Genomic DNA, 23,728 nt, shown 5'->3' on the forward strand with positions numbered 1-23,728 from the left:
TGTGCTCCTTTCGGAACCTCTTCGGCAGCACGTCGCGGTCGAAGCCGGTCGGCGAGGGGAACATGTCTTCCACCACCAGCGCACTGCAGCGTCGATGTTGAAGAACTCATGCGCCTGCAGGTGACACCATTCTCCGCAGCACGAGCTTCTTTCAGCGGTCCGGATATGAGTCTGCCGGCGCCGGTTGTCCAGCGACTCGCGCTTGTACTCCATGAACTCGCTGTCAATGCGGCCCGTCACGGCACGCTTGTAGGTGCACGACTTTTGCCTCTCGATTTTCCTTTGTTGGGTCGCTCGGCACGAGCATCAGTGTAGAGAACCGACAGATTGCAGACGCTGAATTAGCCGATCTGCTCCACCGCCACTGTGCCAGCATCTACATGGGTTCCATAAATCAAAGTCGCCGGTTCAGATCCCTTCAAGAGCACTAAACGGGCGGGGCCTCGGTTGAGTCGTGCCGATTGACAACGATTGCTCCGAGTCTTTCTCGCAACACCTAAGCGGGAACTGTAATCTTCGACGGATTTGGCTGGATTAGAGCGTTTCAGTTACGGTATCCGTAGGACTGCAAAGCGATTTGCACGAGCGGGACAGCTAGAGAAAGCACGTCCGCATCTCCTAAAGCAGGACCTTGATGAACGCGGATATGATAGCCGCCTGGGCGGTGGAAAATGGATTCCATGCGATCGATTCCGGGAATTATCGTCGCCATGACAATGCAGGCGTGATCACGATCGAGATAAAGAGGATGTCATTCCTCCTCATCGATGAGAGGCAAGGATTGCGACCGCGCCTCATATCGCGGTTGTTCAAAGACATATCCCTCACAAGCGGGAGCGGCCGCTTGCAAGGTCTTCTTTTTGACCGCAATCCCACTCATTGAGTGCTGACGCTATCACCACAGCCCAGCCAATTCAGGTGGCGGATCGTGGCTGCCGCCGATGAGCAGCGTCGCAAACGTTCAACACTTTCAATATTTCTTCTTGCGAACGATCTTGTTGCCGCGGGGTCCGCTCACGACCGGTGTTCGGTCGCGGTTTTCTGCAAGCAGATTCCGCCAGCGTTCCAGGCGATCGGCGACCAGGGCACCGCTTGCGACAGCTGCCTGAACCGCGCACCCCGGTTCATGGGCATGGGTGCAATCGCGAAAGCGGCAAAGCGGCGCCAGTTCGGTTATTTCAGCAAAGAGGGTGTCTATACCGTCGGCGACATCACTCACGTAGAGCGTTCTTATTCCGGGTGTATCGATGACCCAGCCGCCGCCTGAAATTGCATGCAGAGATCGCGCCGTGGTTGTGTGTCGGCCCTGCGCGTCATATTCGCGGATAGTGCCTGTTTTTTGCTTTGTGTCAGATTCAGGACCAGTCATGGTGTTCACCAGCGTTGATTTTCCGACACCAGAGGATCCCACCAGCGCAACCGTCTGGCCAACGCCGCACCAGGGCCTCAACAGGGAAACGGCGTCCGCGGAGCGCCCATTCAAGGCAATGACAGGCAGGTCACGCTGCAAAGCCTCGGCTTGCGCCTGGAACATGCCGGCATCTTCCGCGGTGTCAGCCTTCGTCAGTACAATCACCGGATTGCTCCCGGCCTGGTTGGCCATGATCAGGTAACGTTCCAGCCGAGCAAGATTAAAATCGGCGTTGCACGAGGTCACGATCAACAGGGTGTCGACGTTGGCGGCAACAAGTTGCTGGCCACGTCCGCCTTCCGGGCGTCGTTGAAAGACGCTTTTTCGGTCGAGACGTCTGATAAGCATGTCACTCATTGGATCGGCAAGAACCCAGTCGCCCACCGCGTAGTCACCAGTATTGGTATTGGCTGGAAATTCCAGTCCGACCGGTCCGGTGACATCGATCGCCTCGATGCGTGCTCGGTGAACTGAAGCGACGCGTCTGGGGATCAAGTCCGCTTCGCTGGGCTGGACCTGGTCCGCGAAGAACTCAGACCACCCAAGCAGTTCCAGCGGTGAAGAAGGTTGGGAGCTGGTCAAATCTTGTTCCGCATTCGGTAAGGCTGCCATAAAGGGTTTTTCAATGATCTTCCGTGGCTTCTCGCCTAGCTGCGTGGATGATCCCGTTTTGGCAAAGAGGTTGCGTAAGCAGCAGCTTCGCCGGGATAGGGGAAATCGTCCCCCAGCTGACGGTCGTCGTCGTAGACTTTGAATGTAGGCCCTTCAACTTCAACGATCTTATAGCCATTCACGTATTCGATCTTCGGTATTTTCCAGCCCATCAAAAGCTCTCCAGTCCGGTCCGAGGGTTCTCTTTGAAGATGGTGCCAAGACCTCATACTCGGCGGTCTATGATCTATCAGGTGCTTTACGATTAGCCAACGCCGGTTCGATCCCGTTCAAGGCGCTCCTATCATTAGGTGCTGTCGCGGTGCTTGGCGATTCGGTCTCGAATTGAACGAGGCGAATTATATCACCGATCGGCGGCAAGGTAATATCCGGCGTTTTGATCCCGAAGTAGCGCGTAGCGGCAATATAGCCGAACTCGTGTAACACGACGCAGGCAAAGACGGAGAGAATGAAGGCAATGCCTTCCCAGGCCGCCGGCGCGCCGCCGATGCGATAATGCGCAAGCCATATCCAGACGAGCAGGAGCGCGAAGGTGATGTGAACGCGTACTGCCGTGCCGCCGATCGTCCCGATCTTGAAGGACCGACTCATTGGTCACTCCCTTCCATTCTGATGAAGATCTCAAACGCGCTTCTTAGCTGACACCTTGACCGCAGGACCATCGCTACATCGGCAAAAACAACGCATTCAAGGCGTCGTCATCGGTCCGGTTTGGGCGGCATCAAATTGCCGAACTCCATCGGAAAAGGAAATATGATCGTCGAGGTCTTTTCGCCGGCGATGACGTTCAATGTACTCAAATAACGAAGTTGCATGGCCTCGGGTTGCCTGGCGAGGATCTCGGCTGCTTCAAGCAGTTTGGCTGCAGCCTGCTGTTCGCCTTCTGCATTGATGATCTTGGCGCGCCGCTCGCGCTCGGCTTCTGCCTGACGGGCAATTGCGCGGATCATCGATTCGTTGATGTCGACATGTTTGATCTCCACATTGGCGACCTTGATGCCCCAGGCATCGGTCTGGGCGTCGAGGATTTCCTGAATGTCGATGTTGAGCCTGTCGCGTTCCGCCAGCATCTCGTCGAGGTCATGCTTGCCGAGCACCGAGCGCAGTGTCGTCTGGGCGAGCTGGCTCGTCGCCATCATGAAGTCCTCGACCTGGATCGTCGACCTCTCGGGATCGACGACCCTGAAATAGATCACCGCGCTGACGCGGACCGAAACATTGTCATGCGAAATGACATCCTGGCCGGGCACGTCGAGTACCCGCGTGCGCAGGTCGACCCGCATCATCTGCTGGACATAGGGGATGAGCAGGATCAAGCCGGGCCCCTTGACACCGGTGAAACGGCCAAGCGTGAAAACCACGCCGCGTTCGTATTCCCGCAGGATCTTGATCGCAGATGCGACGACGACGAGCAGAATAAAGATGATCACAAGATAGAAGGCGAGATCTGCAAACATGCCCATGACTTTTCCTCCTGCATTCTGAAGGCCGTCAGGCCTCCTGCGAACTGCGGACCACTTCGAGCGTCAACCCATCCCGGCCGGTCACTTTCACGCGGTCGCCAGCGGCAAGCGGCTCAGTTGAAACGGCCTTCCAGCGCTCGCCATGGGCGATGACGTAGCCCGAGATGCCCGTCCAGCTGTCGACCTTGCCTGAAATTCCGATCATCTGCTCGCCGCCGGTGACGACATCGTGCCAGCGCGAGATGAAGGCGAGACGGGCAATGACAAGGCTAAGAGCAAGGCAGGCGACGGCGATTGCGCCAAGCACCGACCAGGAAACCTTAAGCCCGGGTATGTCCGTGTCGAACAAGATGGTAGCGCCGAGCACCAGTGCGATGCCGCCGCCCACGCCGAGTGCGCCGAAGGACGGCGAATGCGCCTCGGCCACCGTCAGACCCACGCCGAGAATGATCAGCCCGAGGCCCGCAAAACTCACCGGCAGCAAGGCCAGAGCATAGAGACCAAGCAGCAGGCAGATGCCGCCGATCGTTCCCGGCACCAGCGTCCCGGGCGTCAGAAATTCAAAGATCAGGCCGTAGATACCGACCATCATCAAGATCAGCGCGATGTTCGGATCGGTGATCACCGAAAGCAGGCGGGTTCGCCAGTCCGGTTCAAGTTCCTGGACGATGAGGCCCGATGTTTCGAGCCGGACATCCGTTTGACCGACCCGCACGACCCGGCCCTGCGCCTGTGCCAGCAGATCGTTTATATCGGTCGCCACGAAATCTATGACCTTCTCACGCAGAGCTGCGGCGGAGGAAAGGCTCGCGGCCTCGCGCACGGCGCGCTCCGCCCAGTCGGCGTTGCGATTGCGCAGTTCCGCAAGCCCGCGGATATAGGCCGCCGCATCGTTGATCGCCTTCGCCTCGCCGGCATCGCGCGGCACTTGCCGCTGCTTGCCAGTCGTATCAGGGCTGTCGTTCCGGTCACCATCGGATGGTTGGCCGCCAAGTGCGATCGGCGTCGCCGCACCCAGATTGGTGCCCGGTGCCATTGCCGCGATATGGCTTGCGTAAAGAATATAGGTGCCGGCGCTGGCGGCTCGTGCTCCGCTGGGTGCAACGAAACTCGCGACCGGTATCGAGGAGGCAAGGATCGCACGAATGATGTCGCGCATCGACGTGTCGAGACCGCCGGGCGTGTCGATCTGCAGGACAACCAGGCTGGCGCCACGTTCACTGGCCCGTTGAAGGCCGCGTCTTACATAGTCGGCCGTCGCCGGGCCAATCGCCCCGTTCATCTTCAGGACTATAGCGACACGCTCAGTTTCAGATGCGGGCGTCGCCGGGCCCAAAGCCGAGAACAACGTCAGCAGCAAAGCAAGGATTGACGGCATCCACCGCCAAAGCTCCAAACGCCACACAATCGTCCGCCGGACTCTCATATTTTGAAATATATGGCAGAACTGCGAAACGGTAAGAGATAAGTCTTTTCTCAACTCTTCGTGCGGACCACGCGCCAGGTGTCGCTGACGACCGACGGCGCGATCTTCGCCGCCCAGATACAGCCGGCGGTGCAGGCGTTGGGCAATGCGCGCAAGGACGTGATGAATACCCACAAGGCGGATCATGGCCGCCTGCGAATCAGCGCGCCGACCTGGTTAGGCCAGCAGGTCCTGCCGCCCATCCTCTCGGCATTCAAGGAACGCTACCCGAAGATCAGCTTCGAGATCTCGCTTGCGGATGGACTCGTTGACATCATCGATGACGACTATGACCTGGCAATCCGCATTTCCGCGGCCCCTTCGGACAAGTTCACGATCTGGCGCAAGATCAGCGTCGTGCGCCGTATCCTCGTCGCAGCGCCGGGCAGCCGGTTTTCCGACATGAAGCATCCGAACGAACTCATTCCCGACGATTGCCTGGCCTATAGCGGTGACAGCAATCGGGAGACCTGGACGCTATCGGACGGCAGTCGCAGCGCCACGATTTCCGCGGGCCGGGCATTTAGCGCCAATAGCGGAGAGGTGCTGGCGAGGATGGCGGCCGACGGCGTCGGGGTCGCCATGCTGCCCAAATTCCATGTGGCCGAGCATCTGCGGACCGGACGGCTCGTCCACGTCTTGCGGGACTGGTCGCCGCCGGACTTGTGGCTGACCCTCTACTACCCCCCTTACCAGGCGCTACCGCCGCGCATCGCCTCAATCTCGAAGTTCTTTGAAGAGCAGGTCCCGGCGGGCCACTATCGAGTGAGTCACGTCGCGATGCCAGCAAGACAAGCCGGGGAAGCTTTCGATGAGGGACGGCCTCAGGCAGAAGGAAGAGCTGCGAGCTGATGGCATTTGGGACGCCGGTCCACTTGAGGCGGAATTGGCAGTGCAGGCCGACAAGATTGTCGGGGCTTCAGATGCCTTTCTGGTGATCGACGGCACCGGCCTGCCGAAGAAGGGTGACCATTCTGTTGGGGTATCCCGCTAATGGACCTCTTCCGGCTTGGCTATCGTGGTGCCGGTTTTGCAACTTTCGCATTGAGAGGATTGTGCGGAAACTCCTGCAGCGCAAGCCGACCGGTTCATACCCGGCAACGGTTGGCATTCGGTGGCAGGTAGACACGGACGCGACCGCCGGCCTGCGATGGTTGATCATATCGATGAGCCCCCGACCCAGATGGCTGATGCCATTATTTAGGCGTATCCGTACTTAATTAAGTTTTCCGTCCTGAGCGACAAGCCGACCGCCTTTATAGACGGAGCGCGATCTTGGAACCGAGACGACAGCCTCGGCTACATGCTCCGCTTCAAGCACAATGAAATCGGCCCTTGCGCCGATTTTCAGACCGTATCCCTCCAGTCGCAAGGCCCTGGCACCGGAGGCGGTGACCACATCAAATACCGTATTCAGTTCTTCATCGGTATAGAATCCCGAACGGTAGCCGATCATCATCGCCCGGCCGAGCATGTCGCCATCGCCATAGGGCCACCAGGAATCGCGAATGTTGTCGCTTCCCGAGAAAACCGTGACACCCGCCGCGCGCAGCAAGGCGACCGGGGGGAACGACTGTGCGCCGGGTGCATTGGTCATGATCGACACACCGCTGCGCGCCAGTTCATCGGCTGCGCGTTTCGCAATGTCGGGAGCGACGTCGCCGAGAGCGTAGGCATGGCTGACGGCCACGCGACCCTCCAGGCCGAGCGCACGGGTTCGGGCACAGATCTGCTCGATCGTGAAGACACCGAGCGAACCGGCGTCATGCAGATGGATATCGACATCGACGCCGCGCCGCGCCGCCACGCCGAACACTACGGCAAGGTGACCTTCGATATCACGGTCGAAGCTTCCTGGATCCAGACCTCCGACCAGATCGGCGCCAAACTCGATCGCCTTGTCGAGGAGATCGGATGTTCCGGGGCTTGTCAGGATGCCGCTCTGCGGAAAGGCAACAAGCTGGAGATCGATGAGGCTACGATATTCCTCGCGGACCGTCAGGATCGTTTCGAGCGAACTGAGACCCACGGAGGCATCGACCATGACGTGACTGCGCATCGCAGTCGTGCCGTTGGCGATGCAAAGCTCCAGCTGCTTGCGGGCGCGCACGTCCATCGGCTCGGCGATCGCCATGTTCTCATGCTGGAACGCGACACGTTCGCGCACGTCGAAACCGTTGGTGCAGGGCCTGTGGGGAATCCATTTGCCACCATAGAAGCTGGTATCGAGATGGATATGTCCCTCGACCAAGCCCGGCAGGACCAGCCGACCACCGAGATCGACCACCGTTTCGCCGGCCTGGACCGGCGCCGTGCCGGCCGCCGATATCGCTTCTATCCGACCATCGCGGACCTTGATATCGACCGGACCGGCCTCGGCAAGCCTTCCATTGGAGAAAAGTGTCGCCACGTGACATCCTCACTCTCTTGGCATCAGCGCGTCATGCGGCCACGATGATCCGGACACCGCGCTCGCCCAATGCGGCGACGAGATCGGCGGGGGGCGGCGCATCGGTGACAAGGATGTTCACCTTTTCAAGCGGGACGATCCGCGACAAGGCCCGGCGTCCGAATTTGGATGAATCGCACAGCACGATCACGCTGCCTGCATTCGCGATAAAGGCGCGTTTGACTTCGGTATCCTCGGGCGAATAGTCGTAGAAGCCGCTTGGATCCAGACCGGAAACGCCGATGAAGACTTTGTCGAGGAAATGGCTCTTGAGTGCTTCAACCGCCTGCGGCCCAATCACCGAATATTCTGGCCAGCGTACCTGCCCGCCCAGAATGTAGACGTTGCTTTTTCCGTCCGCCATCAGCATGCTGACGCGCAGATTGTTGGTAAAAACGCGCAGATCCCTCCGGGACGCCAAGGCCCCCGCGAGCGCCAGGATGGATGTGCCGACATCGAGGCCGACGGATTCGCCCGAGGCGACCAGCTTCGCCGCTGCTTCGGCGATCGAGGATTTCTGCACCGCTTGCCGGCGCATGCGCTGCTCGAACGGTGGCTCTTCCTCGTCGAAGGCGAGCGTCGCCAGCGGACCTGCGGCGACCGCACCGCCATGCGTGCGTTCGAGCAGTCCGCGCTTTCCCAAAAGATCGAGATCGCGGCGTACCGTCATACCGGAAACGCCAAGCTCGTCGGCAAGGCTCGTGATCGACACGAAACCGTTCTTTTCGAATGAAGCAATGATATGCGTCTGTCGCAGCACCGCCGGAACCCGGTCGGTTCGGCCTTCGCTTGGACCGGCATCCGGCTCAAGATCCACCTCGGTGTCTGCAGGTTGGCCTTTTTCCATGCTTGCTTCCGTAAACGGGTTGCCAAAGAGCGTCTGGCCGTTCTCGCGTCGTTCCTGATGGTTGCTGCCAGGGTCGCGATATGTCGGCTGTTTGTGCGTAACACAGGCATACGCGTGAATAAAGGTTGTTTTTTGTTATATAATGTTCAAAGATGCGAAAAATCGTTAAATGGCGCTCGTTTCCAAGCTTGCGAGATCAAGGGGCTTCATGTCGGAATTCGTAGGAAAATCAGTCGTAGTCACCGGCGGTGCATCAGGCATCGGCGCGGCAATTACCAGAACGTTTCACGCAGAAGGCGCGCGGGTCACGATCCTCGATCTCGATGGTCACCGCGCCGCTGCTCTCGCCGATGAACTGGGCGAAAGTGCTTTTTTCGGCAGCATCGACGTGCGCGATCGCGCCTCCGTGCAGGCGGCGATGGATGCCGTGATCGCCGAGCGGGGCGGCATCGACATCCTTTGCGCCAATGCCGGCGTTTCGACCATGCAGGCCTCCATCGATCTGACGGACGAGGACTGGGACTTCAACATGGACGTCAACGCCAAGGGTGTTTTCCTCTGCAACCAGATTGTCGTTCGCCATTTTCTGGCGGCAGGAAACAAGGGCGTCATCGTCAACACCGCTTCGCTCGCGGGCAAGGTCGGCGCGCCGCTGCTGGCACATTATTCCGCCAGTAAGTTTGCGGTTTTGGGCTGGACGCAGGCGCTTGCACGCGAGCTCGCTCCCTCCGGCATCCGCATCAATGCCGTCTGCCCCGGCTTCGTACGCACAAGCATGCAGGAGCGTGAAATCGTTTGGGAAGGCAGGCTTCGCAACATGACGCCAGACGAGGTGCGTCAGGAATATGTGACGCTGACGCCAATGGGACGAATCGAGGAGCCGGAAGACGTAGCGGTGGTCGTTCGTTTCCTGGCCTCCGACGGCGCCCGCTTCATGACCGGACAGGGCATCAACGTGACCGGCGGCGTTCGCATGGACTGATGAAATTGCGCCGCACGGACAACGCGATAGCGCGGGGGGATGGATGAAAACGATGGAACGAAACCCTCAGATCACTGTCGACACCCAGCCTGATTCACCAAGCGCCATCTACCGTCATCCGAGGGCCAGTGCGCGATTGCGGCCGCTGATCGCAGACGTCGGCAGGCGCAGCGGCGAATTTCCGGATTATCTTGCCAATCACCTGCCTATGGTGCTGGAGGCCATGGGCAGGCTCGGGGCAGCGCCGGAACGGCTGGAAGCCTACGCTCGTCACTATACAGTCGCACATGCAGTGCCCTTTCCGCCACCGGCTGTTTCATCGCTCACCGATGCGACCTGGCGCTCGGCGGTTGGCCAGCGCGAACGGGAAACCGATCTGCGCGACTATTTCGCCGGCGTCGTTTCAAGGATTGGTGGCAACGAAGCCATCCGTCTTCATCTGCCCGCGCTTTTCCCCGGCGTGGCGGCCTCCGCCACCCATGGCCTTATGCGTCTTGCCTATGCCGTCCTGCGCCGTGACGAAACGGAGATCGGCATCGCGCTCGGTTACTGGGCCGCGACCTATCTCGCCTTTCCGCCGCCACTCGCCGGCTCCCCAACCGTAGACGACCCGGCCGAACTGATCCTCTCGATGCAATCGGAACCAAGTTTCCGCAACATTGCCGTTTCCTCGACGCTTTTGTGGAAATGGATCGAAGCTGTGGGCCATATACCCGCTTTTCAGCAGCGCCTCGGGCGGCTTGCGCCAACGGACGATCTTCTGATCCGGATGCGCCAGGCCTCTCTGGCGCTTTACGCGGGTACGATGAGCTTCGAGGCGCTTCACGCTCTGACCGGCAGCCATTGGCTGCGCCTTGTCAGCCCCCATCTCGATAAACCGCAAATCCTCGCAGTTCATTTCTGGGAAGTCGTGCTGTCGCTTTACACCAAGATCGGCATGCCGGATCTGCCCAGTGCCGAGATGCTCGACGCCTGGCGCAAGCTGCAAGTCCCGCCTGACGAGGCGATCGCCGCAGCCGCCGTCGCCTCCGACGACGAGCACGATCACTCGCTCGTCTTTTCGGCACTCGAGGAATACCGCCACACCGGCGATCCGCTCTATCGTGTCGTCGCAGCACGCCGGGTCGGACTCATCGAATGATATCTGGGTTAGCCTGACTTGCCAGACGCCGGTGGCGGCTCGAAATGGATTTTGTCATAGGCGTCGAGCGACCGGTAAAACAGATCCGCATCCTGCAGGAACAGTCCGCGGCATAGACCGGCAACAAGCCGTGGGATCCCCGATTTCAGCCCGGTAATGCCGTTGCAGACCGGTCCGAGGCTTGGGACGGCCGCGCTGTTGAAGATGTGGATATCGCGCAGCAACGGCCATTGCCCGGCCGTCTTCTCCTGAAATTCGAAGGCAGGGCCGAGATAGGGATAGGCCAGAAGATCACCATCGACCTCGCCTTCCGGCGGGGTGAAACGGTCGCTCCATGTGGCCACGGCATCGACGATGCCGCGAAGTTCCGGCCGGCGCCGGAGATCGACGCTATATCCGGTGCCGAGCAACAGGTGATCGAAGGCGAAATCGCCGGCAGCGGTTGCCACGGCGATACGCTCATCCTGCATCCCCAGCGCTTCGACCCGGGCACCCATGACGAGCCGGCATGCCGGGAAACGCATTGCCCGCTCGAACATCTCGGTGGTCGGCGGCGTTCTGAAGGCGAACATCCGGCGCGCAAACCGGTATCGACTGAGGTCGTCCAGATCGGCGAAGTGATTGAGAAAACCGGCAAAATTCGACCAGTCGAGCACTTCGGTGCGCGGCAGGCTGCGCGAGCGCGCCAGTACGGTCACCGATGCTGCACCGGCCTCGAGCGCTGCCACCGCCCAGTCGAAACTCGACGCCGCCGCCCCGATGACGCCTACCGTCCTGCCGGACAGAAAATCCAGACCGACGACCTCTCCGCTGTGCGTCCAGCGTTCGCGCGGCAGGGCGCCGGAGATAGCGGCTGGTACATTAAGACCGCCAGCGCCATCCATGCCGGTCGCCAGAACGACCTTGCGGCAGGCGATCACGCGCTCAACGCCGGCTTCTTCGACACGCAAGGCAAGATGATTGTCGCACGCCTCGATGCCGGTGAGGCGCACACCGTTTTCGACCTGCATACCGACAACGCCCCGAAACCAGACGAGATAGGCCATCCAGTCACCGCGCTCGATCTTGTCGAGCGCTTCCCAGCTTTGCACACCATACCTTGCTTCGTGCCATGCGCGGTAGGTCAGCGACGGCACGCCAAGGTCGGGACCCGTCAGATTCTTGGGAGACCGCAACGTGCGCATCCGCGCCGTGTTGAGCCAGGGTCCTTCCCGCCCTGTGGGCGCCGCATCGATCACCTTTACGCGCGTCACGCCTTGGCGCATCAACCCGAAGGCCAGCGACAGTCCGGACAGTCCGGCGCCGACGATGACCACATCGTTGATCACACGGCCATCTTCATCGCGCCGCTCGGGAATCCAATCCCGCAAGGGCGTTTCGATAACCGCCAGTTCCAGCCGGACACGCTTTTCAAGCAGCGTAAGGGCGTCGTCATCGGCAATTCGTGGGGCGTCCCCCGCAAGTGCGCCGCGCGCATCAGTTGCTGGCGTCTCCGGAATGCCCGTTGCGCTCTGCATATTCATGCTCCCCGTCGACCTTGAGGCGAGAATAGTGACTGCGGGAAAGTTGTAAAGTGTGTGATTATGTTATTTTTCCCTCTCACTGCCGCATTTGTAGCTGGCAATTAACAACGGAATCCATCAGCGCCGCTCCTTAGAATGGAGATCTTCGCTTCTCGCAAAAAGGTGTACATTTCTTAAGCATGGGATTTTTCTCCCGATTTCCTGGGGTACCGGGGCGAAATCTTTAAAAATGCCGCTATAAAATGCAGGTCATGCCGAAACTTTAATCAGTCCGCAGAACTATTCATCATCAATGTTCAGTTTCGTTATATTTGCGCGTTTAATGTGAAATTTTGTTTGACAGCTGCTCAAGCTTAGATAGCTTCGCGTCAGATCTTCAATCTCGTAGGAAAGGCTGGCAGCACATGACCATGATCTCCGAATTCCCGATGCCCCGGACGACTCGCCTGCTCAGCATCGCTCTTATGACGCTGATGACATCGACAGCTTTTGCGCATGCCAAGCCGCTGGATGGCGTCACTCTTACGCTTGCCTCGCAGAACGATCCGTTTGCCGGCGTCCTGACCAAGCTCGCCGCTAAATTCAAGGAAGACACCGGCGCCGAGCTGAAGGTCGAAGTCATGGACTACGGCACGTTGCTGACCAAGACGACCGCCGATTTCGTCGGGGACACCAAGGGCTACGATCTCGTGACGATGGACATCGTCTGGGCCGGCGCCTATGCGGAAAACGGCTATTCCGTCGATTTGACCGATTGGGTCAAGCGCGATGCAGCGGAACTCGACCTCGACGACATCTATCCGGTGATCCTTGAATCGCTTGGCCAGTACAACGGCCACTATGTTGCCTTCCCCTTCGCCGCCTACGCCAATGTTCTTGCCTATCGCAAGGACCTGTTCGAGGCCGCCGGCCTCGCAGTGCCGAAGACCGTGGAAGAGTTGGTGTCGGACGCCAAGAAGCTGACCGACCCGTCCAAGAAGCAATACGGCTTCGTGGCCAACGGCCAGAAGGGTCCGGCGGTCGCGCAGGACTGGATGCAGTACAACAACCAGATGGGCGGCTCCATTCTTGGAAAGGATGGCCTGCCGGCGCTCAACTCGCCCGAAAACGTCGAGAGCCTTGCCGTCTACAAGCAATTGTTCGTCGAGACCGCGCCTCCCGGCGCCATCGAATATGATTGGGGCGGGCGCGAGGAAAGTTTCCGGCAGGGTGCTGCAGCCATGATGCAGACGTGGTCAGTCGGCGCTCCCGGCTATTCCGATCCGGCGTCGTCCAACGTCGTCGGCAAGGTCGGCATTGCCGTCGCGCCGGTCGCCAACGGCGTTTCGCCGCAATACGGCGTGGGCGGCTGGGGCATGGCGATCAATGCCGATATCGATGCGAAGCAGAAGGAAGCCGCCTGGACCTTCATCAAATGGCTCACTAGCAAGAAGATCCACAAGGAATTCAATCTGGAAGGCGCCGGTTCGTTCATGCGCAAGAGCCAGATGACCGATCCGGACCTGACAGCAAAATTCGACTTCCTGCCTGTCGTCGCCAAGACCTATGAAAACGGCAATGGCGACTATCGTCCGCGCATCCCTGAATATCCGGAAATCCAGGACATCCTCGGCGCCGCCGTCAACTCCGTTTTGGCAGGCGCTGCCGAGCCGAAGGCAGCTCTGGACGAGGCTCAGGCGGAAGCCAAGAAACTTTTCTAGACTTTCCTCCTTCGATCCAGCGAAGATCAGCCTCCCCGCCGAAAGGCGGGGAGAAGGTAAACGAACGGGGATCGCGTTCAAAACGTCAGGAATGAAACCGACATGAGCCAGCCATTCCTCGCCACGGGCGAAGCCGCCGGCGGACAGCGGCGATACGGCATGGGTCTCTTCCCGATAAGCCGCCGTTTTTCCGATCGCCGCCGTTTCTTCCTCTTCTTCATGGCGGCGCCGGCTGTCCTTTATGTGCTGGCCGTGGGCGTCTGGCCGCTGGCTCAGGGCGTCTGGTATAGTTTCTTCAATTACAATCTGCTGCGTCCGGCCCGCACCAAATTCGTCGGCCTTGGAAACTATGTCGAAATCTTTTCGGACCGTTCCGCTCGCCAGGCGATCGCCAATACCTTTCAATTCACCATCGCCAGCGTCAGCCTGCAGCTGATCCTCGGATTCGGACTGGCGCTGCTTTTGTGGCGTGACAGTCGCTTCAACCGCATCGCGCTGGCTTTTCTGCTCGTTCCCGCCACCATCACGCCGCTGGTCGTCGGCCTCATCTTCAAGGCCCTTCTCGGCGCGGACTACGGGCTGGTCGGCTATTTTCTAGCCGACGCCGGCATCGGTCCGCGAACCGGCTTCCTCACCGATGCGGGAACGGCACTCTGGGTGCTGATCCTCATCGATTGCTGGGAATGGACCCCGCTCATGGCGCTGATCCTGCTTGCCGGGCTCAAATCCCTGCCAAACGACGTTCTGGAGGCAGGCCGCACCGACGGGGCCACGGCCTTGCAGCGCTTCACTCTCCTCATCCTGCCGCTGATGCTGCCTTCCATCTTCCTCGCGCTCATGCTGCGCATGATGGACGCGTTCCGTGTGTTCGATTCCGTCTTCGTCACGACCGGCGGCGGCCCCAACGATGCGACCAACACGCTGATGGTGCTGGCGGTGAAGGAGGGACTTCAGTTCTTCAACGTCGGCTACGCTTCGGCGATCGGCAACATCACCATGCTGTTCATCGCCGTCATGGCAGCCGTGCTTCTGCTCGTCGTGCGCGGTGCTGATGTCCGGATCAACGGGAAGTAATGCCGATGTCGAAGGTCTCCACACGTCAGATCGTGTTCGAGCGGACAGCCGTGCTGGTCATCACGGTGTTGTTCCTGCTGCCCGTCCTCTGGCTGATCACCACGGCCTACAAGCCGTCCAATCAGATCTTCTCCATTCCCCCGAAGCTCGGCTTCCAACCCACGCTGGACCAGTTTCGCGGGATACTGTCTTATTTCGATGTCGTCTCGCTGTTGCGATCCTCCATCGTGATCAGCCTCGGCACCACCGTTCTTTCACTGCTCCTTGGCGTTCCCGCCGGTTATTCCCTTGCCCGCTCGCGTTCCCGCTACGCCAATTTCTTCGCCTATTTCTTCCTCGCCATCCGCATGGTTCCGGCCATTGCGGCGCTGATCCCCTTCTATCTGATGATGCGCGATATCGGCTTGCTCGGAAGTTGGTGGGCCGTGATCATCATCAACACCATGCTCAACTGCGCCTTTGTGACCTGGATGATGTTTTCCTATTTCCGCGCCCTGCCGCGCGATATGGAAGAAGCGGCACTTACGGATGGCTGTACCCAGATCGGCGCGTTTCTCAAGGTCGCGGTGCCGGCGGTTCGCTCCGGCATCATCGCCTGCGTGCTGTTTTGCGTGATGTTTTCCTGGAACGACTTTCTCTACCCGATGTTCCTGACGACACTCGATTCCAAGCCGATCTCCGTGGCCCTGCTGACCGCTTACGGCACCAAGGATGTCACCTGGGGCTCGCTCGGTGCCTTGGCGCATTTCTCCACCATTCCAATTGTCCTGATGGCGCTGTTCCTGAACCGCTACTTCGTTCAGGGCGCGACCAACGGCGTACAATAGGAGCCGATCGATGGCCCAAATTTCCTTTGAGGATGTTTCCAAAACCTATGAGGGCGGTCATTCCGCGCTGCATGGACTGAACCTCGATATCGTCGATGGAGAATTCATGGTTCTCGTCGGGCCGTCCGGCTGCGGAAAGTCCACGGCCCTGCGCATGATTGCCGGCCTTGAAGACATCACCGGCGGCACACTGCGCATCAACGGACAGGTCGCCAACGATCTGGCGCCGCGCGACCGCGACATAGCCATGGTGTTCCAGTCCTATGCACTCTATCCGCATCTGACGGTTGCCGACAACATCGCCTTCGGTCTCAGGGTTCGCAACGTCAAGCGCGAGATCATCGAGAAAAAAGTGCGCGAGACGGCGGCCCTGCTCGAACTCACCGACTATCTGGATCGCAAGCCCGCCCGGTTGTCCGGCGGCCAGCGGCAGCGCGTTGCCATGGGCCGTGCTCTGGTGCGCTCCCCCCATGCTTTTCTCATGGACGAACCGCTCTCCAATCTCGACGCCCGCCTTCGCGGCCAGATGCGCGCAGAGATTGCCAAGCTGCAGCGCATGAGCGCTGTGACGACCGTCTATGTCACCCACGATCAGGTCGAGGCGATGACGATGGGCCACCGGGTCGCCGTGATGAACAAGGGCACCCTCCAGCAACTCGACACGCCGCGCCGTCTCTATGACAATCCGGTCAATCTGTTCGTTGCCAGCTTCATCGGTTCGCCGCCGATCAATTTCCTCGAAGGGACCATTGCGGCAAAAGACGGAAAGCCTGTGGTCCAACTGGGCGCTTTCACCCTGTCGCTCGGTGCCACAGGCGAGCGCGCCGAAATCGTGCCTGGACGCAAGGTGATCGTCGGCATCCGCCCCGAAGCACTCAAGCGGTCGGGCGATACCGGCGGGGTTGGCACGATTTCGGCGCGAACCGCGTTTGTCGAGGACCTGGGCGCAACGCTTCTGGTTCATCTTGATGTCCAGGATGCCACCATGATCCATTCCACCGTCATCGAAGAGGAAAAGGACCTGATGTCCGTCCGTCCGCGCCTGCGTTCGATGATCGACAGCGGTCATCCAGTCACGACGGGCGATATGCTGACCTTCTCGGTCGATCCTTCGGCCATCCATATCTTCGACGCGGAAAAAGGCATGGCGCTATGAGCAAACATCCCGCATCAGGCTTCTGGCCACGTGGCGGCACGTCCGTCAAAAGCGCGATGGCGATTATTCTCATCGACATGCAGATCGATTTCTGCGCGCCCGGCGGCTGGATCGATCAGCTTGGCGAAGACGTTTCCAACACCCGCGCCGTCATTCCGCCGATTGGCCAGGCACTTGCCGCGGCAAGGACCGCCGGCATCGCCGTTATCCACACGCGCGAGGGGCATTTGCCTGATCTGTCCGATCTCCCCGCCAACAAACAATGGCGCACCCGCGTCCATGGGCTGGGGATCGGCGACATGGGCGCCACGGGCCGGATCCTCGTCCGTGGCGAGCCGGGGTGGCAGATTATCCCGGAACTCGCTCCCGAAGCTGAGGAATTGATCATCGACAAGCCCGGCAAATCTGCCTTTCACCAAACGGATCTTGAGGCGGAACTACGCAACCTCGGCATCTCGCGTCTGGTTATCACCGGCGTCACCTCGGACTGCTGCGTCCAGTCAACCATGCGCGACGGTTTCGAGCGCGGCTTCGAATGCGTGCTGCTCGAGGACTGCACGGCCGCCGTCGAAACGCCGAACCATCTGGCGACGCTGGAGATTCTGAAAGCCTTTGGCGGCCGCTGGGGAGGCGTCTCTTGCCTTGCCGCCTTCCAAACCATGCTGGAGCAGGCCGATGTCTGACCGCGGCACCAGAACATTCCGCCAGATCGATGCAGAACCGTATTCCTTTCCATTCGACGGGCATTGGTCATCGGCTGATACCGCCCTGTTGCTGCTTGGCTTTCAGCAAGGGACGATTTTCGCGCTTTCTGCCACGCCGGCTTTTACGACGGCACTGGACCTGCTGTCGGTCGCCCTCGACCGCGGCCTGTTCGTCGCGGCATCGCGCTGCGTCGCCCGACGGGACGGTGACGATGTCGTGCCTGCCGAAGGCTCCGGCGGCTGGGACTTTCCGCCACAGCTCATTCTCCCAGACTCAGCACTGGTGGTCGATCATCCTGGCGACAATGCCTTTTACAGGACGCCCCTTGAAGCCGAGCTGAAGGCTCGTGGTATCCGCAATCTTCTGATCGCCGGATTGCCGACGGACGGGCTGGTTCACGCCACGCAACGCACCGCCAACGATATGGGTTTCGAGTGCCTTGCCGTTGCCGACGCCTGCCAAGGCACGAGCGAGACGCGCCATGCCGCGCAATTGCGCATCACCACATTCGGCAATGGCCTGTTCGGCACCGTTGCTTCCGCCGCCGCCGCAAAAGTGGCCCTTACAGAAATCTGAGGAACCTGCGATGTCCAAGCAAGACTGGTCTGCTGCAACTGGCAGTCTCGATCTCGACACACTGACCAAGGCCTATGCCACCGGCGCCCTGACGCCGACCATGGTCATTTCCGCCATCTACGACCGTATCGCTTCGCGCGGCGACGACCACGTCTGGATCCATCTCGTATCGCGGCAATATGCCCTGGCAGCGGCGGCAGCCCTTGAAGCCAAGGGGCATGACGGCCAGCCGCTTTGGGGCATCCCCTTCTCCGTCAAGGATTGCAACGACATCGTCGGCCTGCCCACCACCAATGCGCTGAAGGAAAGCGCCTATATCGCCACCTCCAGCGGTCAGGCGATCACGCGGCTGTTCGATGCCGGCGCCATCTTGATCGGCAAGACCAATATGGACCAGTTCGGCATCGGCCTCGTCGGCATGCGCACACCCTACGGCGCCTGCTCCTCGGTTTTCGACGAGCGTTATATTTCAGGGGGGTCGAGCTCCGGCTCGGCGGTATCGGTCGCAGCCGGCCTCTCGTCCTTTTCCATTGCCAACGATGCGGCCGGTTCCGGTCGTGTGCCGGCAAGCTTCAACAATATAGTCGGCATAAAGCCCACTCCGGGTCTCATCAGCAATGCTTGCGTTTCGGGTGGCGGATGCGTGAAAACCATCGAGACTCTTGCGGTTTTCGCACTGACCGTCGAAGACGGCATGAAGGTGACAGACCTGATCGGCGGCTACGATCCGACGTACCCGTTCTCCAAACCGGAGGCCGATGCCGTCCCGCTGATGCCAGCGACCCCGCCGCCATCCTTCCGCTTCGGCATCCCCAAGGGCGAAGCTCTGCGTTTCTTCGGTGATACAGAGGCCGAGCGCCTGTTCGCAGAGGCCGTGGCCCGAATGCAGGATTTGGGCGGAGACGTTGTCGAGATCGATTTCGCACCTTTCGAGGAAACGCAGCGCATTCTCTACGAGGGCCCGTGGATTTCGGAGCGTGCTCTCAGCCTCGATGCCGTGCTGGAAAAACACCGCGACGCCATTCATCCCGTAACACGCCAGATCCTTTCCAATTCGGGTAAGTTCACAGCCCTCGATACGTTTGCAGCCATCCACCGCATCGCCGAACTCAAGCGCGACACGCGGTCCGTCTGGGAGGATATCGCCGTCTTGATGGTGCCGACCGCGCCGACCGTCTACACAAAGGATGAAATCGCCGCCGACCCGATCTCGCTGAATGCTAAGCTCGGTATCTACACGAACTTCGTCAACCTGATGGGACTTTGCGGCATTGCCGTCCCCAACGGTTTCCGCAACGACGGATTGCCGCTTGGCGTGACGTTTCTGGCGCCTGGCTTTCAGGAAGCCAAGGCGGCGGGGATCGCCGCTGCCTTCCACCGTTCGACCGGTCTCTCGCTCGCCATGTTTGACAATCCCTATCCCGAAGCGGCAGCCCTGCCGCTTGAAGAAGATTACCGTGAGATCGCCGTTGTCGGCGCCCATCTCTCGGGCATGCCGCTCAATCACGAACTGACGACACGCGGCGGCATCTTCCGCCGCGCGGCAAAGACAACCGACGCCTACCGGCTCTACGCACTGAACGGCACCGTCCCGCCCAAGCCCGGCCTTATCCGCGCAGCAGATGGCGGCGCCGGAATCGCGGTCGAAGTCTGGGCCTTGCCGGCCGCCGGCTTTGGCGATTTCATCGCCCGCATTCCAGCACCGCTGGGTGTCGGAAAGCTGGCACTCCAGGACGGCTCGGAGGTCACCGGCTTCCTCTGCGAAAGCACGGCCATCGACGGCCAACCCGACATCACAGCCTATGGCGGCTGGCGGGCCTACCGCCAAAGCGTCGCGGCCTAGAAATGATCGACGAACATCCAGCACATCACCTGACAAACTCGAACATTGGAAACACGCATATGCCTGACCCCGGTTCACCTCGATCCGGACATCGGCATGCCTGCAAGGAAGGAAAATACAATGATCTTTGATTGCTTCGGCGACCGCAAAAAGGTCGTGATCTCCATGGCGCATATCGGTGCGCTTCCCGGCTCGCCGCTCTATAATGCGGACGGCGGCGTTCAAAAACTGATCGACGACGTCCTGACGGATGTCGAGAAGCTGCAGGACGGCGGTGTCGATGCCATCATGTTCGGGAACGAAAACGACCGGCCCTACGTCTTCAAGGGCTCGCCGGAAAGTATTGCGGCGATGACCGCCATCGTTCAGGCGATCAAACCCGCCATCAAGGTTCCTTTCGGCGTCAACTATCTCTGGGACCCATCGGCAAGCGTGGCCATCGGCGCCGTGACCGGCGCCAGTTTCGTACGGGAAATCTTCACCGGCCTGTTTGCATCCGACATGGGCCTCTGGCAGCCGGATTGCGCCAGTGCCTCACGTCTGCGCGCCGCCCTGCGTCGCGACGACATGAAATTGCTGTTCAACATCAATGCCGAATTCGCCTATTCGCTCGACCAGCGGCCCATCGCGCTGCGGGCCAAGAGCGCGGTGTTCTCGTCACTGGCGGACGCGATCCTGGTGTCCGGTCCGATCACCGGCCAGCCGGCCGAAGCGTCCGATCTGCGCTCGGTGTGCGAGGCCGTGACGGAAGTGCCCGTCTTTGCAAACACCGGCGTCAATCTCGACAATGTGCGCGATGTCCTGTCCATCGCGCAAGGCGTGGTGATCGGCACGCATTTCAAGATCGACGGCAATACGTGGAACGCCGTTGACGGCAGCCGTGTCAAGCGGTTCATGGATTTGGTCGAAACGTTGCGCTAGATTGGAGATTGGCGAATGACCATGGTCCTTGGCCTCGATATCGGAACGACCTCGACCATCGGTATCCTGCTGAGGCTGCCTGACGAAATCCTTGTCACCGCATCTCGATCCGTTTCCCTTCGATCGCCGGATATCGGCTGGGCGGAGGAGGATCCGGCAGACTGGTGGGCAAACGTGTGCTCGATCATTCCGGAGCTTCTGGAAAAGAGCGGGGCGAAGGCAAGCGACATCCGGGCGATCGGCACGACAGGCATGCTGCCGGCCGTGGTTCTGCTCGACGAAAACGGGACTGTCATCCGACCGAGCATCCAGCAGAGCGACGGCCGTTGCGGCGCGGAAGTCGCCGACCTCAAGGCCGAATATGACGAAGCGGCATTCCTGGCAAAGGCCGGAAACGGCATAAACCAGCAACTCGTCACTGCCAAGTTGCGCTGGATCGAACGGCACGAACCGGACAACTTCAAGCGCATCGCCACTGTCCTTGGCTCCTATGACTATATCAACTACCGGCTAACGGGCGCGCTTGCCGTGGAGCAGAACTGGGCGCTCGAAGCGGGTTTCGTCGATGTCACGCGGCACGAGATCGATGACGGCCTCGTCGCACTCGCGCATATACCGCGCTCGGTCATTCCGCCGAAGCGGGCGTCGCATGCAATCACGGGTCATATCGATGAAAAAGGCGCGCGCGAAACCGGACTTGCCATCGGCACGCCGGTCGTTGCCGGAGCAGCGGATATGATCGCTTCGGCGCTTGGCGCTGGCGTCGTCGATGCGGGCGATGTGCTTCTCAAATTCGGCGGCGCCGTCGATATCCTGACGGCGACGGATGTCGTGCGTCCCGACGCTCGCCTCTTCCTCGACTATCATCTGGTGCCGGGACTTTTCATGCCAAATGGATGCATGTCGACCGGCGGCTCGGCGCTGAACTGGTTCATCGAAACCTTCGCCGGCGGAGAAAAGGAAGCCGCGAAGGCCGCGGGGCTGACGATCCACCAGCACCTGGACGGGATGGCGGATAAAAGAAGCGCCGGCGCCGACGGATTGACGATCCTGCCTTATCTTCTCGGCGAAAAAACGCCCATTCACGATCCCGCCGCACGCGGCGTGGTTGAAGGTCTGACCTTGTCGCATGATCTCGGCCATATCTGGCGGGCCTTGCTCGAATCCTATGCCTATGCCATCCGCCATCATATCGAGGTCCTCATCGATATGGGCCACAGGCCGACGCGCTATTTCGTCTCGGACGGCGGCGCGCAAAGCCGGATCTGGATGCAAATCGTCGCCGATGTTCTCGAAGCCCCGGTCCAACGCCTGTCCGGTCATCCGGGCTCCTGCATAGGCGCAGCCTGGACCGCCGCGATCGGCGCAGGGCTGACGGATGATTGGCGCGGCATCACACGTTTCGTCACCTTTGCCGAACAATTGCAACCAAACTGGGAAAACGGCGTGCACTATCGAAAGGCCTATCGCCGCTACCGCGATCTCTACGGGCAGCTTTCTCCCCTTTGGCAATGACAATCAGGGGGCTTCGCGTGTCGAAGGAATATTTGGTGACGCTTCACCGTCGTGCGGAGAGCCATCTATGCGGAACGCTAGACGCCTAAAGCCGCTATTCCAGCCGACCATCGAGATTTTGATGTTGTTGCCCGAAGAGCAATCGAGATGCCGGCCGCAAAAACGTCTGCCGACCATTTTTCCAGCCGGTCACTGCTGGGGAAAGCCTGGCTACGGCATCAGCGCCGGATACCGCATCGAACAGAACGAGCGTGGCGGGACCGCCGACGTCAAGCGCATATTGCTCCAGGCCCAGGAGCCGGGCGGCATTGATCGTGATCATGTCAAAGACCGATTCGAGGGCCTCGGCGGTCCCGATCTGCGCGACATTGGCATAAAGATTGGCCATGCGGATGAGACTGACATCGCCGAAGGGGGTGAACGGGTTGAGGACGTTGTTGGTCGAGATCGTCGTGAGGACGCCGAGCTCCACCAGCCGATGCGCCGGCGTAACGCCGCGCGGAACAAGATGCGTTGCCGCCCGCCCCGTCAGAAACAGATCCGTTGCCGGCAGCACGGTTACCGCGATGCCGGCTTGCGTCAGACTGCGGCCGACGGCCTCGAATGCCTCCGGCGGCAGGGCAGACAGCTTCGTCACATGACCGACCGATACGCGCCCCTGGTAGCCACGCGCCAGAGTTTCGGCGATCACCAGGGGAAGATTGGATCCGGCCGGATCGAGATCGAAGTCCAGATGGAAATCGACCGGCACGCCGTAACGCTCGCCAAGATCGAAGATCCTGCGGATATGGTCGTCCGGGTTCGGATCGGTGTAGGGGCATCCGCCGACGAGATCCGCGCCGGACGCCAATGCCGTGTCCAGCATTTCCTCCGTACCCGGATCGTTGGTCAGCCCTTCCTGGGCGAAGGCGCAGATTTCGATGTCGATGGCAGCAGCGTAGTCGGCACGCAGCCGCTTGATGGCGTCAAAGGACCGGAACCCGGCGCGCCCGTCGATCTCCACGAATGTGCGCAGCCGGTTCGTGCCGTTGAGGATCGCCTGTTCGACGATCCCGGCACCGCGCGCGTAAACATCCTCCTCGGTGAAGGCAGCCTTTGCCTTCGACGTCTCGCTAACAGCTTCAGCCAGCGTGCCCGTGCAGAGCACGCATCGACCGATAATCCCAGCCTTGTCGAGATGGATATGCGTTTCGATCAAGCCCCCGCTGATCAAACGGCCGCGGGCATCGTACTCCGGCGCATCGCAAACGAAGTGGGGCGCCATTGCAGCAATACGGCCATTCGCGAACGCGATATCCGTAAAGCCATCGGACCCCGGCAGAAATGCATTGCGGATCACGAGATCGATGGCCATGCTTGTCTCCTGGGCGTGTATTGGAGACACGTTGAAACCGGTTTTGCCCAAAAGACAAGCCTTGGAAGAAAGAACGCATGACGCTGAGCGAACCACGGACCAAG

20 protein-coding genes and 4 pseudogenes are annotated in these 23,728 nt (G+C 60.2%); 15 read left to right on the forward strand and 9 right to left on the reverse strand.

The features are described 5' to 3' along the window. Window positions 1-87: 87 nt before the first annotated feature. Window positions 88-261 (forward strand): annotated as a pseudogene (locus CUJ84_RS39105) (PAS domain S-box protein); the annotation flags it as partial. Window positions 262-634: 373 nt separating this feature from the next. Further along, window positions 635-883, forward strand: a complete 249-nt coding sequence (locus CUJ84_RS35145; protein WP_105010064.1) for a hypothetical protein — start codon at window positions 635-637, stop codon at window positions 881-883. Window positions 884-970: 87 nt separating this feature from the next. Here the strand turns inward: CUJ84_RS35145 and rsgA are convergent, their stop codons facing one another. The 5 genes and pseudogenes from rsgA to CUJ84_RS35165 form a co-directional block, all read right to left on the reverse strand. Then, the gene (rsgA, locus tag CUJ84_RS35150) at window positions 971-2,023 is read right to left on the reverse strand and encodes a ribosome small subunit-dependent GTPase A (RefSeq protein ID WP_105010065.1); all 1,053 of its coding nucleotides are present in this window, start codon (window positions 2,021-2,023) and stop codon (window positions 971-973) included. A gap of 35 nt (window positions 2,024-2,058) precedes the next feature. After that, entirely contained in the window at window positions 2,059-2,235 is a 177-nt protein-coding gene (locus CUJ84_RS38555; protein ID WP_199788895.1) for a hypothetical protein, read from the reverse strand. A 160-nt stretch (window positions 2,236-2,395) separates the two neighbouring features. Next, window positions 2,396-2,674, reverse strand: a pseudogene (locus CUJ84_RS35155) (site-2 protease family protein); the annotation flags it as partial. A gap of 107 nt (window positions 2,675-2,781) precedes the next feature. Then, window positions 2,782-3,546 carry a slipin family protein gene (locus CUJ84_RS35160; RefSeq protein ID WP_027686801.1) on the reverse strand — a complete coding sequence of 255 codons (765 nt, stop codon included), beginning with the start codon at window positions 3,544-3,546 and terminating at the stop codon, window positions 2,782-2,784. A 28-nt stretch (window positions 3,547-3,574) separates the two neighbouring features. Next, the gene (locus tag CUJ84_RS35165; RefSeq protein WP_105010066.1) at window positions 3,575-4,924 is read right to left on the reverse strand and encodes an NfeD family protein; all 1,350 of its coding nucleotides are present in this window, start codon (window positions 4,922-4,924) and stop codon (window positions 3,575-3,577) included. Window positions 4,925-5,023: 99 nt separating this feature from the next. Between CUJ84_RS35165 and CUJ84_RS35170 the strand changes: the two are divergent. Together CUJ84_RS35170 and CUJ84_RS35175 are read left to right on the forward strand one after the other, a co-directional pair. Next, a pseudogene (locus CUJ84_RS35170) lies at window positions 5,024-5,764 on the forward strand (LysR substrate-binding domain-containing protein); the annotation flags it as partial. 94 nt (window positions 5,765-5,858) lie between these two features. Further along, window positions 5,859-5,999 (forward strand): annotated as a pseudogene (locus tag CUJ84_RS35175) (transposase); the annotation flags it as partial. A gap of 228 nt (window positions 6,000-6,227) precedes the next feature. Here CUJ84_RS35175 and CUJ84_RS35180 read toward each other — a convergent pair. Continuing rightward, on the reverse strand, window positions 6,228-7,421 hold the full coding sequence (locus tag CUJ84_RS35180; protein WP_105010067.1) for an amidohydrolase family protein: 1,194 nt from the start codon (window positions 7,419-7,421) through the stop codon (window positions 6,228-6,230). A gap of 31 nt (window positions 7,422-7,452) precedes the next feature. Beyond that, on the reverse strand, window positions 7,453-8,307 hold the full coding sequence (locus CUJ84_RS35185; RefSeq protein ID WP_105010068.1) for a DeoR/GlpR family DNA-binding transcription regulator: 855 nt from the start codon (window positions 8,305-8,307) through the stop codon (window positions 7,453-7,455). A 169-nt stretch (window positions 8,308-8,476) separates the two neighbouring features. Here CUJ84_RS35185 and CUJ84_RS35190 point away from each other — a divergent pair, with 169 nt between their 5' ends. After that, window positions 8,477-9,289: an SDR family NAD(P)-dependent oxidoreductase gene (locus CUJ84_RS35190; RefSeq protein WP_432444940.1), complete on the forward strand. Its 813-nt coding sequence runs from the start codon at window positions 8,477-8,479 to the stop codon at window positions 9,287-9,289. Between the two features lie 52 nt (window positions 9,290-9,341). Then, window positions 9,342-10,430 carry a questin oxidase family protein gene (locus tag CUJ84_RS35195; protein ID WP_105010069.1) on the forward strand — a complete coding sequence of 363 codons (1,089 nt, stop codon included), beginning with the start codon at window positions 9,342-9,344 and terminating at the stop codon, window positions 10,428-10,430. 8 nt (window positions 10,431-10,438) lie between these two features. On the opposite strand, the gene CUJ84_RS35200 is transcribed toward CUJ84_RS35195, so the two are convergent. After that, window positions 10,439-11,947, reverse strand: coding sequence for a flavin-containing monooxygenase (locus CUJ84_RS35200; protein ID WP_105010070.1), 1,509 nt, complete (start codon window positions 11,945-11,947; stop codon window positions 10,439-10,441). Between the two features lie 410 nt (window positions 11,948-12,357). Here CUJ84_RS35200 and CUJ84_RS35205 point away from each other — a divergent pair, with 410 nt between their 5' ends. The 9 genes from CUJ84_RS35205 to CUJ84_RS35245 all read left to right on the forward strand — a co-directional run bounded on the left by CUJ84_RS35205 (window position 12,358) and on the right by CUJ84_RS35245 (window position 22,270). Further along, window positions 12,358-13,653 (forward strand): ABC transporter substrate-binding protein, encoded by a 1,296-nt coding sequence (locus CUJ84_RS35205; protein ID WP_105010071.1) that lies wholly within the window; start codon window positions 12,358-12,360, stop codon window positions 13,651-13,653. Window positions 13,654-13,827: 174 nt separating this feature from the next. Further along, complete coding sequence (locus CUJ84_RS35210; RefSeq protein ID WP_105010286.1) at window positions 13,828-14,727, forward strand: carbohydrate ABC transporter permease; 900 nt, start codon at window positions 13,828-13,830, stop codon at window positions 14,725-14,727. Window positions 14,728-14,732: 5 nt separating this feature from the next. Then, the gene (locus CUJ84_RS35215; RefSeq protein WP_105010287.1) at window positions 14,733-15,554 is read left to right on the forward strand and encodes a carbohydrate ABC transporter permease; all 822 of its coding nucleotides are present in this window, start codon (window positions 14,733-14,735) and stop codon (window positions 15,552-15,554) included. A 10-nt stretch (window positions 15,555-15,564) separates the two neighbouring features. Continuing rightward, window positions 15,565-16,710, forward strand: coding sequence for an ABC transporter ATP-binding protein (locus CUJ84_RS35220; RefSeq protein WP_105010072.1), 1,146 nt, complete (start codon window positions 15,565-15,567; stop codon window positions 16,708-16,710). After that, the gene (locus CUJ84_RS35225; protein WP_105010073.1) at window positions 16,707-17,393 is read left to right on the forward strand and encodes a cysteine hydrolase family protein; all 687 of its coding nucleotides are present in this window, start codon (window positions 16,707-16,709) and stop codon (window positions 17,391-17,393) included. Before CUJ84_RS35220 ends, CUJ84_RS35225 begins: the two co-directional genes overlap by 4 nt. After that, complete coding sequence (locus CUJ84_RS35230) at window positions 17,386-17,991, forward strand: cysteine hydrolase family protein (protein ID WP_105010074.1); 606 nt, start codon at window positions 17,386-17,388, stop codon at window positions 17,989-17,991. The genes CUJ84_RS35225 and CUJ84_RS35230 overlap by 8 nt, the downstream gene beginning before the upstream one ends. A gap of 10 nt (window positions 17,992-18,001) precedes the next feature. Further along, the gene (gene atzF / locus CUJ84_RS35235) at window positions 18,002-19,834 is read left to right on the forward strand and encodes an allophanate hydrolase (protein ID WP_105010075.1); all 1,833 of its coding nucleotides are present in this window, start codon (window positions 18,002-18,004) and stop codon (window positions 19,832-19,834) included. Between the two features lie 120 nt (window positions 19,835-19,954). Continuing rightward, window positions 19,955-20,755: a BtpA/SgcQ family protein gene (locus tag CUJ84_RS35240; protein ID WP_065283570.1), complete on the forward strand. Its 801-nt coding sequence runs from the start codon at window positions 19,955-19,957 to the stop codon at window positions 20,753-20,755. Window positions 20,756-20,770: 15 nt separating this feature from the next. After that, window positions 20,771-22,270 (forward strand): FGGY-family carbohydrate kinase, encoded by a 1,500-nt coding sequence (locus tag CUJ84_RS35245; protein ID WP_105010076.1) that lies wholly within the window; start codon window positions 20,771-20,773, stop codon window positions 22,268-22,270. 94 nt (window positions 22,271-22,364) lie between these two features. Here CUJ84_RS35245 and CUJ84_RS35250 read toward each other — a convergent pair whose 3' ends face one another. After that, window positions 22,365-23,624 (reverse strand): amidohydrolase family protein, encoded by a 1,260-nt coding sequence (locus CUJ84_RS35250; protein ID WP_105010077.1) that lies wholly within the window; start codon window positions 23,622-23,624, stop codon window positions 22,365-22,367. Between the last annotated feature and the right edge of the window lie 104 nt (window positions 23,625-23,728).

The organism is Rhizobium leguminosarum, assembly GCF_002953715.1.
Classification (GTDB): Bacteria; Pseudomonadota; Alphaproteobacteria; order Rhizobiales; family Rhizobiaceae; genus Rhizobium; species Rhizobium leguminosarum_V.